Origin of the sequence: Serratia sp. CY40230, assembly GCF_052168835.1 — a bacterium.
Lineage (GTDB): Bacteria > Pseudomonadota > Gammaproteobacteria > Enterobacterales > Enterobacteriaceae > Serratia > Serratia nematodiphila.
The window spans coordinates 111,076-125,701 of the sequence record NZ_JBJNLX010000003.1 but is presented as its reverse complement, the minus strand read 5'-3'; the positions used below and the strand labels follow the sequence as shown (position 1 = coordinate 125,701).

The window sequence follows — 14,626 nt, the reverse complement described above, 5'->3', positions numbered from 1 at the left end:
AAGATTACGCCGTGCCGCCGACGGTTAACGTATCCAGTTTCAGCGTCGGTTGGCCGACGCCTACCGGCACGCTCTGGCCTTCCTTGCCGCACACGCCCACGCCTTTATCGAGCGCCAGATCGTTGCCGACCATCGAGATCTGCTGCATCGCCTCGATGCCGGAGCCGATCAGCGTCGCCCCTTTCACCGGTTTGGTGATGCGGCCCTTTTCGATCAGGTAGGCTTCGGTGGTGGAGAACACGAACTTGCCGGAGGTGATGTCCACCTGACCGCCGCCAAAGTTCGGCGCGTACAGACCGTACTCGACGCTGGCGATGATCTCTTCCGGCGTCGATTGGCCCGCCAGCATGTAGGTGTTGGTCATGCGCGGCATCGGCAGATGCGCGTAGGACTCACGGCGGCCGTTGCCGGTCGGGGCGACGCCCATCAGCCGCGCGTTGAGCTTGTCCTGCATGTAGCCTCTCAATACGCCGTTTTCAATCAGCACGTTGTACTGGCCCGGCACGCCTTCGTCGTCGATCGCCAGCGAGCCGCGGCGCCCTTGCAGGGTGCCGTCATCCACTACGGTGCACAGTTCGGAAGCCACCAGCTCACCCATATGGCCGCTGAATACCGAGGTGCCGCGCCGGTTGAAGTCGCCTTCCAGGCCGTGGCCCACCGCCTCATGCAGCAGCACGCCCGGCCAGCCGGCGCCCAGCACGACCGGCATATTGCCGGCCGGCGCCGCCACCGCGCCGAGGTTGACCAGCGCCATACGCACCGCTTCTTTGGCGTAGGCATCGGCGCGCACGTCGCCGTCGACGGTTTCCAGGAAATAGTCGTAACCGAAACGGCCGCCGCCGCCGCTGGAGCCGCGCTCACGCTTGCCGTCCTGCTCCACCAGCACGCTGACGGAGAGGCGCACCAGCGGGCGAACGTCCGCCGCCAGCGTGCCGTCGGTGGCGGCCACCAACACCTGCTCGTAAACGCCGGTGATGCTGGCGTTCACTTCCTGAACCCGCGCATCGGCGGCGCGCGCCACCTTGTCGACGCGGTGCAACAGGGCGATTTTCTCTTCGCGCGGCAGGCTTTGCAGCGGATCGAGCAGCGGATACAGCGCCCGGTAACCGATTTCGCCCAGGGTATGCGCCCGCCCGTCGCCCTGCTCGCGCACGATGCTGCGCGCCGCCTGGGCGCTCTGCTGCAGCGCATTCAGGGTGATCTGATCGGCATAGGCGAAGCCGGTCTTCTCACCGCTGACGGCGCGCACGCCGACGCCCTGGTCGATATTGTAAGAGCCATCCTTGATGATGCCGTCCTCGATCACCCAGGCTTCGTGATAGCTGGACTGGAAATAGAGGTCGGCGTAGTCGATACGGCGTTCTGCCAGTTGACCCAGTACCCTGTACAGGTCTTGATGACTCAGCTTGTTGGTAGCGAGTAACTGCTCACTGACAAACGTCAGGCTCATAATGGTTTCACTCTTGATTGGAGGATAACTTGTCAGACGGCGCCGTCAGCGACGTCTGGAATCGGTTGTGCTGCAGCACCGGCATCTGCGCACGAATATTTTTCAGGCTTGCGGTGTCCACGCGCACCTTCAGCGCCGCCACGGCGTCCGGGTTCTCGGCCAGTACCTTGCCCCAGCCGTCGACGGCCAGCGTGTGGCCCCAGGTGCGACGGGTCGGCCCGTGGCGCCCCACCTGCGCCGGCGCCAGGATCATGCACTGGTTCTCGATCGCCCGGGCGCGCAGCAGGATTTCCCAATGCGCCTCGCCGGTGACCCGGGTAAACGCCGCCGGCACCGAAATCAGTTCGGCGCCCTGCGCCCGCAGCGCCTGGAACAGCGCGGGGAAGCGCAGATCGTAGCATATGGTCATGCCCAAGCGCCCGACCGGCGTATCCACCACCGTCAGGTGCTGCCCGTGCTGGTAGGTATCCGACTCGCGGTAGTGGCCGTGCGCATCGTTGATATCCACATCGAACATGTGCAGTTTGTCATAGCGGGCGCGGATCTCGCCCTGCTCGTCGAACAACAGGCTGCTGGTGGTGATAAGTTCCGGGTTTTCGCGGCTGATCAAGGGCATCGAGCCCACCAGCAACCACACCCCATAGCGGCGCGCCAGCTCGCGCACCGCGTTCTGCAGCGGGCCATCGCCCTGTTTTTCCGCCTGTTGGCGGTAGGCCGCGGAGTTGGCGAACAGCAGCGCGTTCTCCGGCGTCATGACCAGTTTTACCCCGGCATTGAGCTGCTTGATCTGCTGTTCAATCTGGGCCAGGTTATCGCGCACCTGATCGCCACTGCACAACTGCAACAACGCAACGTTAGCATTCCTCATGACGCCTTATCCTCCTTTGCCTTACGAAGTACCTCATTGATCTTCGGCTGGTCGAGATCGCCGCCGATATGGTAGCGAATCAGCGAAATCTTGCTCCACAGCGGCCCCAGCACCTGCGAGGCGGCAAATACCGCCGCGCCGACGATCGGGTTGACGACAAACGCCGTGGCCACGCCGACGGTCGCTGAAATCGCCGGCGCCACCACCGCTTCCATATCGATGCGGCGGCGCGCCAAATCGATCTGGCCGCTCATAGCAATATCCGCCGCCAAGCCATCGATCAATAGATTATCAGTATGCATTATGCCATCTTTCAGCCAGGCGGTACTGCGGATGGAATCAAAGTAGAAACCTTTGCCGAAGGTATCGCTGAAATCGAACTGCAGCTTGCGCAGCAGGGCGTCGAAGCTGACCAGCCGCAGCAGCTGGCCGGCGCGGCCGCCGCCCATGCTGTCGATCTCGCCCTTGCCCATCTTGACCTGCAGCGCGCCGCTTAACGTATCGACCTGCGGCTGCCACGGCGCGCCGTGCCAGTACAGATCGAAGTCCACGTCGTAAGGCGCCCCCTTCAGCGGAATAGTGATGCCGAAGAAGGCGGCGGTTTCATCGATCTTGCCGCCGAGCAGTTTGCCTTTCAGCGAGCTGCGCTCTTCCTGCGCGTTTTGTTTCCACAGGCCGGTGGCGCTCATACGCCCTTTACCGGTATCGACCAGACCGTGATCCAGCGTCAGGGTATCCCCCCGATTAGTCAGATCCGCCTCGACCTTGCCGAGGTTCTGCCCCAGCACCCAGCACGACTTACAGCGCAGCATCAGCGAAGGCCAGTCGCGGAAGGAAACTTTCTCGGTCGACGGCGACGGTGCGCCCGCCGCGTTTTTCGTCTCGGCGAACTGCGGGTTGTAATACAGGTAGTTGATATCGGCGCGCCACGGCCCGCGATCGACCACCCGCAGGCTGCCGTCCACTTCGTCGCTCTTGGCGCTCACCAGGGTAGCGCCAAGCTGTTTTTCGGCCGATAGCGTCAGCTTATGCCAGGCCTGGCCGCCCAACAGCAGCTGCGGCGTGGTCAGCGCCACGGTGGTAGGGAAGCTGAAACCGCCCACCTGACCGCTGCCGCCGCCCTGTTTCAGTGCCGGCGCCAGCAGCGCCAGCCACTGCTCGCCGTCCAGCGCCGGCAGGTTCAGCGTCATCGACTTGCCGGCCGGCAGCGGCGGCGTGCCGCCACCGTTGGTTTGCCAGGCGGCGCGCGCCAGATTCACCTGTTTTTTGTCGAAGTTCCATTCGCTGTTGAAGCGGTTCTGTTTGCCCGCGCTGCCGGTCAACGTGAAGCCGTTAAGACCGCCTTTGACCTTGACGTTCACCGGCAGTGCCTCGCCCGGTGCCTTGTCCAGCGGTGAAGGTAAGTGACTGCTCACTTTCTTCAAATCCGCGTCAATGCCGATATCATAGCTGGCCGAGCCCTGATGCGGCAGCGTGATGGCCACCTGGCTCTGCCAGGGCGCGCTGCCGCTGAGCGCATCAGCGGCCTCTTTTGGCAGGCCGGGGAACTTGCCCGGCTGCCAGTCGCCCTTCAGGCCGACATTGATCTTGTAATCGCGATCGCCTTCCTGCGTGGAAAAGTTGACCGCCACCGGCTGCCCGAACCAGTTGGCCGACAGGGGGTCGCTCTGCAGGTTGCCGTTGTCGAAGCGGAACTTGCCGCTGAGCTTTTGCAGTTCGCTGTCCAGCGGCTTTATCAGCAACGAATTGTTGTTCAGCGCCACTTCGCCGGTGGCTCTGACCTGCTCGCCGTCCAGGGGAATATCAAGATGTAAGCGCCCACTGACATCACCGCCAATCTGCAGCTGCTCCAGCGCCGCCCCGAGCGAATCGTGCAACGGCGTCTGCATGAAGTAGTCATGCACGTCGCTGCCCGCACCCGCGACTTCGGCATCGATCAGCAGCCGCTCTTTCAGGTAATCCGGGATCACCGCGCTGATATTTTTACCCGCTACCTTACCCAATCGGGTTTGCGGCGCATGCATCCACAATCCCTCGTTGGCGAAATCGAGATCGATCGCCAAATCGGTCAGCGCCGGCCAGCCCGGTTGGAACTGGAAGGTGGCGTGACGTAGCGGTACGAAGACTTCAAACTGCCCTTCGTTTTTACGATACGGGAAGTGCTGCGGATCGCCGGAATAAATCAGCGTGGCGTTATCCACCTGGCCGCCCTGAATGGCGCCGCTCAGGTAGTCCACCAGATGCTTGCCCATCAACGGCTCCGGGAAATAGCGCCAGGCGTCGGCGCCGTCATACAGGCGGATGCCCGCCAGGATGTTCAGCCACGGATCGCCCTTGGCCGGCTGCTGATAACGGAAATCACCGTTGACCCACAGCGACTTCGCCTTGACGTCCAGCCCCTGGCTCGCCAGCTCCCACCCTTGATCGTTGTAACGCCAGGTCAGCGCGCCGCGCGCGCTGTTGATTTCAAGCGGGGCGCGGAACATGTCGCCGTAAGGCAGGGTGCTGCCTGCCAGCCCCAGCGTCAGGCGGCCGTTCTCCACCCCGCCGCTCAGCGCACCGGAGAAGTGGTTGACGCCGGGCAGCAGTTCCCAACGCTGCCAGCTGACATCGCGCCACAGCGCCTGAAAACGGCTCTTTTCCGGCTGCTTGAGCGGAATGTCCAGCGCCAGCGCTTCCAATTGCCCCTGCGGCTGCAGATCGTTCCAGCGCTCGAGCACGTCCGGGCTGAGGAAGGAGAAGGTCGGCAACAGCGCCGACAGACGCTCCAGCTGAATATCAGTCGCGCGCACACGCAGTTCTTCATTCTGCGCCGGCCCCATGAATTCGGTGTTTTCCGGCAGCCACAGCGCGGAAAGCGCGCCCTGCGGCCAGGCCTGGCCGTCGGTGCTCAACCGCAGTTGCGGCACGTCGAGCTGCCAACCGGTGCCCTGGCGGCGCAGCGACAGCGCCAGATTGTCCACGTCCAGCCGGTGCTGCGCGGCGCCGGTGTCCCAGTTGGCCGCCCCCTGCTTGAGCAACGCATGGCCGCCGGCGATCTGGCCGTTCTGCACCTGCAGCCAGGCAGCCAGGCTGAAGTCGGCGCTTTCCAGCCCGGTGTTGGCGCGCAGCCAGCGGGTAAACCAGGGTTTCATGTCGATGTTATCGGCCTGCAGATAGACCGTACCGGTATCCAGCAGGCCTTGATTATCGCGCAGGTCCATGCGCAGCTGCACCACGCCGTGTTGGCCGTTCAGCGTAGACAGACTGATCTGCCCCTCGGCGCGGTGGCGATCGCGGCCGTTGAGCCAGGTCAGCTGGGGAATGTCGAATTCGGCGCGCGCGCCGGCGGGCGTCAGGAACGAGATACGACTGTCGCGCAGATCGAAATGGTCGAGCTGGCGCAGCATCAGATCGCTGATTTTACCGGGTTCAAGGCCATCGCCCTGCCGATCGCCGCCCAGCGTGGCGTTCAAATCAAGCCGGAATTGATAGAAGGTCAGATCGCGGAACTGCCAGCGCCAGTGCAACAGCGACTGCCACACATCCAGCGCCAGCGTCACGCGCTCGATATGCACATCGCTTTTGGGCAGCGTAACGCTCAGGTTACGCACTTCAAGCTGTGGGCCGAAGGTTTCCCAACTGCCCTGTAGGAAATCCATCTGCACGGGCACGCCGGACAGCTTCTCCACCTGCGCCAGCAGTTGGGGACGGTAGTCGTTCAGCTTCGGCAGCATCAGGCGCAGCCCGCTGATCAGCAGCGCCACAATCACGATTAGGGTGGCGCCTGTTGCTAACAGAATCCCAGGCAGTCGCCTCACGCAGTTCTCCTTGCTCCGCTGCCTGGCAACGGGAATATCTATGCACTGACGGGCCCGGCGTACCGGGCCCCTATCGATGTCGGGCGGGCTACATCATGACGACGTCGAACTGCTCCTGGCTGTACAACGGTTCGATCTGCACCTTCACCTGTTTGCCGACGAAAATCTCCACTTCGGCCAGCGCGTGCGACTCTTCGCTCTTCAGCGCTTCGCCGACCGCCGCCGAAGCGTACACCAGGAAGCGATCGGAATCGTAAGCGTGATGCACGCGCACAATCTCGCGCAGGATCTCGTAGCACACGGTTTCCACCGTTTTCACGGTGCCGCGCCCATTGCAAGTAGGACAATCGTGACAGAGCACATGTTCAATGCTTTCACGCGTTCGTTTACGCGTCATTTCAACTAAGCCTAGCTGAGAGAAGCCGTTGATCGTGGTTTTTACCCGATCTTTACTCAACGCCTGCTCCAGCGAGTGCAGCACCCGGCGGCGATGCTCTTCGTTGTTCATATCGATAAAGTCGATGATGATGATGCCGCCCAGGTTGCGCAGCCGCAGCTGGCGCGCAATGGCCTGCGTCGCCTCGATGTTGGTATTGAAGATGGTTTCATCGAGGTTGCGGTGGCCGACAAAGGCGCCGGTGTTGATGTCGACCGTGGTCATCGCCTCGGTCTGATCAATGATCAGATAGCCGCCGGACTTCAGCTCCACCTTGCGCTCCAGCGCGCGCTGGATCTCGTTTTCCACGTCGTACAGATCGAAAATCGGCTGGCTGCCGGTATAGAGCTCGAGCTTGTTGGTGATGTCCGGGATGTACTCGCCGGTGAACTCCACCAGCAGATCGTGCGTCAGCCGCGAATCGACGCGGATGCGATCCAGCGCCGCGCCGGCGAAATCGCGCAAGATGCGCTGCGCCAACGCCAGCTCGCCGTACAGCTTGTATTTGGTCTGGTTGCGCTTCTTGCGCTCCATCACCTTGGTCCACAGCCGTTTGAGGAATGCGGCATCCTGCGCCAGCTCTTCCTCGCCGATGCCTTCCGCCGCGGTGCGGATGATAAAGCCGCCCAGCTCGTCGCAGTGCGGCGCCACGATCGCCTTCAGGCGCTCGCGCTCGGCTTCGCTGTCGATGCGCTGCGACACGCCGACGTGCGCCGCACCCGGCATGAAGACCAGATAACGCGAAGGCAGCGTGATATCGGTGGTCAGACGCGCGCCCTTGGTGCCAAGCGGATCTTTCACCACCTGCACCATCAGGTCTTGCCCCTGGCGCACCAGCTCGGCGATGTCGCGCACGTGGAAGTTTTTCCGCTCATCGCCGGCGACGCATTCGGTATGCGGCATGATGTCAGAGGCGTGCAGGAAGGCGGCCTTATCGAGGCCGATGTCGACGAACGCCGCCTGCATGCCCGGCAGGACGCGGCTGACGCGCCCTTTATAGATATTGCCGACGATGCCGCGTTTGGATTCGCGTTCGATATGGATCTCTTGCAGAATGCCGCCATCGATATAGGCGACCCGCGTTTCAGACGGTGTGATATTAACCAGTAGCTCAGCTGTCATGCCTTCTCCTCAGAGCCGGTCGATAATGGCAGCGCCCATCAACCGGTTCTTACATCACGTAATGCGACAAAATTACTGAGCAGCTCATGTGTTTCGACCAGCGGCAGACCGACCACTGCGTGATAACTCCCGGTTATCGTTCTGACGAAACAACCACCCTTTCCTTGAATTCCATAGGCGCCCGCCTTATCCATCGGTTCGCCCGTAGCAATATAGTCGCGGATATCCTGTTGTGACAGGCTGCGGAACGTCACGTCGGTCACCACCAGCTGGCAACGCACGTCGTGGCGATCGGCGATCGCCACTGCCGTCATCACCTGATGCTGTTTGCCGGACAGGGCCGCCAGCATGTCCGCCGCATGGGCTTCGTCGCGCGGCTTCTCCAGCACCCGGCCGTTGAGCACCACGATGGTGTCGGCGCCCAGCACCGGCCGATCTTCCTGCGCCAGCGCCACGCCCGCTTTGGCCTTGTCCTGCGCCAGGCGGCGCACATAGGCTTCTGCGGCTTCGCCTTCCCGGCGCTGCTCTTCGGTATGCGTCAGCAGAATGTCGAACGACACGCCCAGCAGGGTCAGCAGTTCACGTCGACGTGGGGAGCCGGAGGCCAGATAAAGCGAAGTCATTGATATACCCTTACTGTACGGCGAACTGACGGCGGATTTTGCGCATCAACAGGAATAACCACGGCCACAAAATGCCGTTTACCACACTACTCCAGAACACCTCTGGGCGGAAAGAGACGTTGATCACTAAAAACTCAGCCCAGAACACCACCACGTCCATCGACAGCGACAGCAGCACGACGATCAGCGCCTGTTGCCACAGCGCCATATTGCGGAACAGTTGGAATTTGAACGCCACCAGATAGGCGATGATGCCCAGCGCCAGCGCGCGCACGCCCAGCGTGGAACCGAGGATCAGATCCATGATCAGCCCCAGCACGAAGCCGGTGCCGACGTTGACCCGATGTGGCAAAGCCATCACCCAGTAGATCAGGATCAGCACCAGCCAGGAAGGCCGGAACATGTAGATCTGCTCCGGCCACGGCATGATTTGCAGCACCAACGCCACCAGGAACGACAGCCAGATTATCCAGCGCCCGTGGCTGCGGTAGCTGTTCATTGCACCACCCCCGCCGCCGCAGGCTGAACCTGAGGCTGAGCAGAGGCCGGTGCCGTGGTTTGCGGCGCCACCCCGGTGGCCGGAGCCGGCAGCTGCGGCCCGACGGAACCGGCAGGCGGCAGCACCTGCGGCATCATCTGCATCAGGCGTTCATTGGCCACGCGGTGCACTTCGTCCGGCGGCAGCGGCATGTCGCCGTTGCGATCGGCACCCCACAGCAGCAGCAGGTAACGCAAGCGCTGCAGACCGGCGGTCGGCCGCGCCTGAATCACGGTGTAAGCGCGTTGATTGTCGACCTTGACCGAAGAGACTACCGCCACCGGATACCCTTCCGGGAAACGGCCACCGAGGCCGGAGGTCACCAGCACGTCGCCAACGCGGATGTCGGTGTTGTTCGGCAGATGTTCCAGCTGCAGATCGTCGGCGCAGCCGCTGCCTGCGGCGATCACCCGAATATCGTTGCGCAGCACCTGGATCGGCAGCGCATGCGAGGCGTCGCAGATCAGCAGCACGCGGCTGGTGACTTTCGCCACCGCCACCACCTGACCGACCACGCCCTTGTCGCTGATCACCGGCTGGCCTTCATAGACGCCGTTGTCCGACCCTTTGTCGATCACCACCTGATCGCTATACGGATCGGAACCGGTGGAGATCACCTGGGTGACCATCTTGTGTTCGTCCTGACGCAGCGGAGAGCCCAGCAGCTCGCGCAAGCGGGCGTTTTCCTGCTTGAATTGGCCAAGAAGAAGAATATCGCTGTTTTTCAGCAGCAGTTCCTGCCGCAGAGCGCGGTTTTCCAGCTCCAGCTGTTGGCGGGTGGCCAGCGTCTCTGACACGCTGTCCAAAACTTTACGCGGCCCGTTGGCCAGAAAATAGAAAGGGCTGACTGCGGTGTCCATGTAGTTGCGTATCTTCACGAACGTGCCGAGCCGGCTGTCGGCAACGATCAGGCCAATGGCCGCGATCACCGCCAAAAAAAGTCGCAGTTGCAGGGAAGGTCCCCTGCTAAAAATCGGCTTCATAAATTATGCGAGTTCCTCGACAACAGAAAGAGGAACCGTACCCGATTCTCGCTGTGCGCATTCATCCGATACGATTCCTCCTTCCAGGGGCTGACTATTCTTCGCTGAACAAATCGCCGCCGTGCATGTCGATCATTTCCAACGCCTTGCCGCCGCCGCGCGCCACGCAGGTCAGCGGATCTTCCGCCACCACGACCGGGATGCCGGTTTCTTCCATCAGCAGGCGATCGAGGTTGCGCAGCAACGCGCCGCCGCCGGTCAAGACCATGCCGCGTTCGGAAATGTCGGAGGCCAATTCTGGCGGGCACTGCTCCAGCGCCACCATCACCGCGCTGACGATGCCGGTCAGCGGCTCTTGCAGGGCTTCGAGGATTTCATTGGAGTTCAGGGTAAAGCCGCGCGGTACGCCTTCGGCCAGGTTACGGCCGCGGACTTCGATTTCGCGCACTTCGTCACCCGGATAGGCAGAACCGATTTCGTGCTTGATGCGCTCGGCGGTCGCTTCGCCGATCAGCGAGCCGTAGTTGCGGCGCACATAATTGATGATGGCTTCATCGAAACGGTCGCCGCCGATGCGCACGGAAGAGGAGTACACCACGCCGTTCAGCGAGATCACTGCCACTTCAGTGGTACCGCCACCGATATCCACCACCATGGAGCCGGTCGCTTCGGAAACCGGCAAGCCTGCACCGATCGCCGCCGCCATCGGCTCTTCAATCAGGAACACTTCGCGCGCGCCGGCCCCTTGGGCGGACTCGCGGATAGCGCGGCGTTCAACCTGGGTCGCGCCGACCGGCACACAGACCAGCACGCGCGGGCTTGGGCGCATGAAGCTGTTGCTGTGAACCTGTTTGATAAAGTGCTGCAGCATTTTTTCGGTCACGAAGAAGTCGGCGATCACGCCGTCTTTCATCGGGCGAATAGCCGCGATGTTGCCGGGGGTGCGGCCCAGCATCTGTTTGGCGTCATGACCGACGGCCGCAACGCTCTTTGGGGAGCCGGCACGATCCTGACGAATGGCAACCACCGAAGGTTCATTCAGTACGATGCCTTGCCCTTTAACATAAATCAGGGTATTGGCGGTACCCAAGTCGATGGACAAGTCGTTGGAAAACATGCCACGAAATTTCTTAAACATAACGAAAGGATAATCCTGCAAGCTGGGGGCGGAAAATAAAATCCGCCTACTTTACCAACCACACGAAGCAGCGACAAGGCGCAAAAACGTTCTACTTCGGTGAAAAATAGTCTGTATTGTTTCTGCTCGAATGCACGGAAATTGGATGAGGCCTGAATTCCCTGAACAAAGGCTCAGTTTACCACCCTGTCAACGCACGAAACGGCGTAACACAGCTCATAAAATCTAACATATTCCCTGATTGCCGCCGATGGTAAGCACCTACCAACGCCAACCAGATAAAAGCTGACAAGAGCCTATCTCAAATAGGCGTTGTTGTCGCAGGCAGTTTGGAAAAAACTCCAAAAAGACGGTAACGAGGCCCAGATGGATCCGGCGCTCATTCTACGTCAATTTTTGTCCGGCAATCAGCTTAAACGCGATAACGACGTGAATATTTTTTACGCCCCGCGTCGATCGGTTCCGGCGACGCGAAAAAGTCGCCCTGCCCGCCATGGATCCCACGCTCTTTCAGCGTCTGCCATTCGTTGCGCGTACGTACGCTGGCAGCGAACACCTGAGCGCGCGTGCCCGCGCAGGCGCCGGTCAGGCTCTGCACGAACAGCTGGTTTTCGTCCCGCTTATCGATGCTCCGCACCAACCCCGGGTGGAGCTTGACGATCTCCACCTGCAGCGACTTGATATAGGACGTACTGACCACGGTTAACCCCGCTTTGGACACCGCCAGGCGGCAACCCAGTCCTGACAGCAACCTCAGCACCGGACGCAAACGGTCGATATGTTGACACACATCTGCCTCCGCAAGTTCAATCAGAATTCGTCGACGCTGACTTTTTTCGCACTGCAACAGCGTATCGCGCAGCCAGCGCTGGAAAGAACGCTGCAAAATCGAGTCCACGCACAGCGGGAACGCCAGCGTTTCTTCAGGCCACTGCGCCAGCAACGGGATGATGCGGCTCACCTGTTGGCGATCGTAACTCTCCGCCAACCCCAATTGCTCCACCAGCGGCATATATTCCGCCGGCAGCAATTCCTGGGTGCCGTCATAGATCCGGCTCATGATCTCGCGATGATGCACCTCGCCTTCCACGGTCACCGCCGGTTTCTGATACAGTCGCGGGCCACCGCGCGCCAGCACCTGTTCCAGCAGCGTGCGCCACTTGACGCTGCCGCGCCCCTTTTCCGGCACCTTGCTGTCGTACACGTACCAACCGTTTTCGCCCTGCAGCGTGGCGTGGCGCGTCGCCTGCTCCGCGTAATCGATCACCTGCTCGGTGGTTTGACCGCTGCGGTACGCCACGATGCCGATGTGCAGGAAGGCCTCACGGTCGATCAGCGCCGTGGAAGGCAAGGCATCGATGGCGTTGACCAGCTGTGAAGCGATGCCGTCGGCCTCCTTCAGGGTTCGATGCGGCAACAGCACGGTAAAATCGCTGTGGAAGTAGCGCGCCAGCAGCGCCGACGGGTAGCGCATCACGAAGGTAGACAGCAGGTTGACCAGCGAATACATCAGTTCTTGCACCGCCACGCTGCCGTGCGTCTCGCGCAGGGTCTCGAAATCGGGCAGCCGCACCATCATCACGATGCCGTGCGAGCCTTCATCTTCCAGCTGAGTGGTCAATTGGTTATCGAAGAACAGGCGATTATTCAGCCCGGTTTTGGCGTCCTGCGCGGCGAAGGCGCGGATCAGCGTATCGACCCGGCTGCGCTCTTCCCGCGCTTCCGCCAGATCGGCCAGCAGGCGGTCGAGCGCGCCGCTGACGTTGGCCGGCCACTCACGCACGTCGCCCTGCATGACGTTTTCACGCTCGCCGTTCAGAATGCGCCGCGCGCGGCGTTCCAGACGATCTTCGCCGTCGGCCTGCTCACGCAGCCAGCGCAGGCTGAACAGCAAAATCACCACCATGACGACGATCGACAGCGTGACGGCGGCGGTGGATTGCAACGTGCGCACATCGCTGGCGAAGGGATCGAGGTAGGTGATTTGCAGCATACTGCCCGGATGCTGCAACAGGGGGCGCGAGACCTGACGATAGCCGTTCAGCGCATCCCAGGGCTCTTTTTTCGCCGTCGGCAATTTATAGTCGAGGAGCTTGCTGGCGCCGGCCTCTACGCGGACTGACACGATGCCGAGCGTGCGCATGACGATGGGCAACCATTTCTCCTGCTCCTGCGGCGGCTCGCTCAGCATGGCTTGATCGAGAGTGGTAACCAGCGAATCCAAGCGGCGCTCCTGGCGATCCTGGGTAACGTAAAAGAAGCTGTATGAGCATCCCATCAGCATCAAAAACATCGCCAGTGCGACCAACAGAGTGATCAATGCAGAGAGTTTGGTGGTAAATCGCATCCCTGTGCCTTGTCCGCTATGGTTAAGTGAGTGTGCCCCTGTAGCCAAAAGGGGCTGTCCAACCCTAACAAGCCTTGCCGAGGAATAAAACCTGCAAGCGCCGTTTTTGTCCTTTATCAGGACTTGGGCCGCTTATTATGCATATAGTCAAATAAATGTGATTCAGCCATTGATAGAAAAGTGTAAACGAGAGGAAGAGTGACATGCGTGCACTGTTATTGGAACAACAAGACGACCAAACTCTGGCTCATATCAAAGATATCGGCAGCGATCGGTTGCCGGAAGGCGATGTCACCGTCGACATCAACTGGTCCAGCCTAAATTACAAGGATGCGCTGGCGATCACCGGCAAAGGCAAGATCGTGCGCAACTTCCCGATGGTGCCGGGCATCGATTTCGCCGGCACCGTGCGCCGCAGCCGCGACGATCGCTTCAAAGAGGGGCAAAGCGTGGTGCTCACCGGCTGGGGCGTGGGCGAACACCACTGGGGCGGCCTGGCCGAGCAGGCGCGCGTCTCCGGTGAGTGGCTGGTGCCGCTGCCGAACGGCCTGGATGAGCGCAAGGCGATGATCATCGGCACCGCCGGCTTTACCGCCATGCTGTGCGTGATGGCGCTGGAGGAAGGCGGCGTGCACCCGGACGACGGCGATATCCTGGTCACCGGTGCCAGCGGCGGCGTGGGCAGCACCGCCATCGCCCTGCTGGCGGCGTTGGGTTACCGGGTGACCGCCATCAGCGGCCGCGACAGCAATACCGAGTACCTGAAAGCGCTCGGCGCCAAAGAGGTGATGTCGCGCGATGGCTATATCGACACGCCGCGCCCGCTGGAGAAACAGCTGTGGGCCGGCGCGGTGGACACCGTCGGCGACAAACTGCTGGCGCGGGTGCTGGCGCAGATGAACTATAACGGCACCGTCGCCGCCTGCGGCCTGGCCGGCGGCTATCAGTTGCCGACCACCGTGATGCCGTTCATTCTGCGCAATGTGCGCCTGCAAGGGGTGGATTCGGTGCATACGCCGCTGCATCGCCGCCAAACCGCCTGGGAACGGCTGGCCGGCATTCTGCCGGACAGTTTCTATCAGCAGGCCACACACGAAATCACCCTCGAACAGGCGCCGGCCACCGCCGCCGCGCTGCTGAACAACCAAATCACCGGCCGCACTCTGGTGAAAATCCGCTGACCTTCTCCCCTCGGCGACGGGGGGAGTTCCCGCTTCTGCGAAATTTCATATTTTCCCGCGCCCCCTCGCTTCCGGCCGGCTTTAGCGCCATGCTTATTTCATGGAGACCCGTTTGCCGCTTACAGGCGGCGGGAATCAGT

The 14,626-nt window shown here is 61.5% G+C and carries 10 protein-coding genes; 1 reads left to right on the top strand and 9 read right to left on the bottom strand.

Translation table 11 applies throughout. The features are described from left to right. Positions 1-4: 4 nt before the first annotated feature. The 9 genes from tldD to csrD all read right to left on the bottom strand — a co-directional run bounded on the left by tldD (position 5) and on the right by csrD (position 13,305). Positions 5-1,450, bottom strand: coding sequence for a metalloprotease TldD (gene tldD, locus ACJ8IJ_RS12220; RefSeq protein ID WP_016930234.1), 1,446 nt, complete (start codon positions 1,448-1,450; stop codon positions 5-7). Positions 1,451-1,457: 7 nt separating this feature from the next. Further along, positions 1,458-2,318 carry a deaminated glutathione amidase gene (nit1, locus tag ACJ8IJ_RS12215; protein WP_075684898.1) on the bottom strand — a complete coding sequence of 287 codons (861 nt, stop codon included), beginning with the start codon at positions 2,316-2,318 and terminating at the stop codon, positions 1,458-1,460. Next, positions 2,315-6,118 (bottom strand): AsmA2 domain-containing protein YhdP, encoded by a 3,804-nt coding sequence (gene yhdP / locus ACJ8IJ_RS12210; protein WP_442518721.1) that lies wholly within the window; start codon positions 6,116-6,118, stop codon positions 2,315-2,317. The genes nit1 and yhdP overlap by 4 nt, the downstream gene beginning before the upstream one ends. Positions 6,119-6,206: 88 nt before the next feature. Beyond that, the gene (rng, locus tag ACJ8IJ_RS12205; protein WP_004936922.1) at positions 6,207-7,676 is read right to left on the bottom strand and encodes a ribonuclease G; all 1,470 of its coding nucleotides are present in this window, start codon (positions 7,674-7,676) and stop codon (positions 6,207-6,209) included. 38 nt (positions 7,677-7,714) lie between these two features. Then, entirely contained in the window at positions 7,715-8,299 is a 585-nt protein-coding gene (locus ACJ8IJ_RS12200) for a Maf family protein (protein ID WP_004936921.1), read from the bottom strand. Positions 8,300-8,309: 10 nt separating this feature from the next. Further along, positions 8,310-8,798 carry a rod shape-determining protein MreD gene (gene mreD / locus ACJ8IJ_RS12195; RefSeq protein ID WP_004936918.1) on the bottom strand — a complete coding sequence of 163 codons (489 nt, stop codon included), beginning with the start codon at positions 8,796-8,798 and terminating at the stop codon, positions 8,310-8,312. Beyond that, on the bottom strand, positions 8,795-9,820 hold the full coding sequence (mreC, locus tag ACJ8IJ_RS12190; protein ID WP_028127540.1) for a rod shape-determining protein MreC: 1,026 nt from the start codon (positions 9,818-9,820) through the stop codon (positions 8,795-8,797). Before mreC ends, mreD begins: the two co-directional genes overlap by 4 nt. Positions 9,821-9,914: 94 nt before the next feature. After that, the gene (mreB, locus tag ACJ8IJ_RS12185) at positions 9,915-10,958 is read right to left on the bottom strand and encodes a rod shape-determining protein MreB (RefSeq protein WP_003855260.1); all 1,044 of its coding nucleotides are present in this window, start codon (positions 10,956-10,958) and stop codon (positions 9,915-9,917) included. A 412-nt stretch (positions 10,959-11,370) separates the two neighbouring features. After that, positions 11,371-13,305, bottom strand: a complete 1,935-nt coding sequence (gene csrD, locus ACJ8IJ_RS12180) for an RNase E specificity factor CsrD (RefSeq protein ID WP_442518722.1) — start codon at positions 13,303-13,305, stop codon at positions 11,371-11,373. A 203-nt stretch (positions 13,306-13,508) separates the two neighbouring features. Here csrD and acuI point away from each other — a divergent pair, with 203 nt between their 5' ends. Then, positions 13,509-14,486, top strand: a complete 978-nt coding sequence (gene acuI / locus ACJ8IJ_RS12175; RefSeq protein WP_442518723.1) for an acrylyl-CoA reductase (NADPH) — start codon at positions 13,509-13,511, stop codon at positions 14,484-14,486. The last annotated feature ends 140 nt before the right edge of the window (positions 14,487-14,626 follow it).

Excerpts from the sequence above, each read along its gene's own strand:
- tldD (WP_016930234.1), bottom strand. The coding sequence starts at position 1,450 with ATGAGCCTGACGTTTGTCAGTGAGCAGTTACTCGCTACCAACAAGCTG.
- nit1 (WP_075684898.1), bottom strand. The coding sequence starts at position 2,318 with ATGAGGAATGCTAACGTTGCGTTGTTGCAGTTGTGCAGTGGCGATCAG.
- rng (WP_004936922.1), bottom strand. The coding sequence starts at position 7,676 with ATGACAGCTGAGCTACTGGTTAATATCACACCGTCTGAAACGCGGGTC.
- ACJ8IJ_RS12200 (WP_004936921.1), bottom strand. The coding sequence starts at position 8,299 with ATGACTTCGCTTTATCTGGCCTCCGGCTCCCCACGTCGACGTGAACTG.
- mreD (WP_004936918.1), bottom strand. The coding sequence starts at position 8,798 with ATGAACAGCTACCGCAGCCACGGGCGCTGGATAATCTGGCTGTCGTTC.
- mreC (WP_028127540.1), bottom strand. The coding sequence starts at position 9,820 with ATGAAGCCGATTTTTAGCAGGGGACCTTCCCTGCAACTGCGACTTTTT.
- mreB (WP_003855260.1), bottom strand. The coding sequence starts at position 10,958 with ATGTTTAAGAAATTTCGTGGCATGTTTTCCAACGACTTGTCCATCGAC.
- csrD (WP_442518722.1), bottom strand. The coding sequence starts at position 13,305 with ATGCGATTTACCACCAAACTCTCTGCATTGATCACTCTGTTGGTCGCA.
- acuI (WP_442518723.1), top strand. The coding sequence starts at position 13,509 with ATGCGTGCACTGTTATTGGAACAACAAGACGACCAAACTCTGGCTCAT.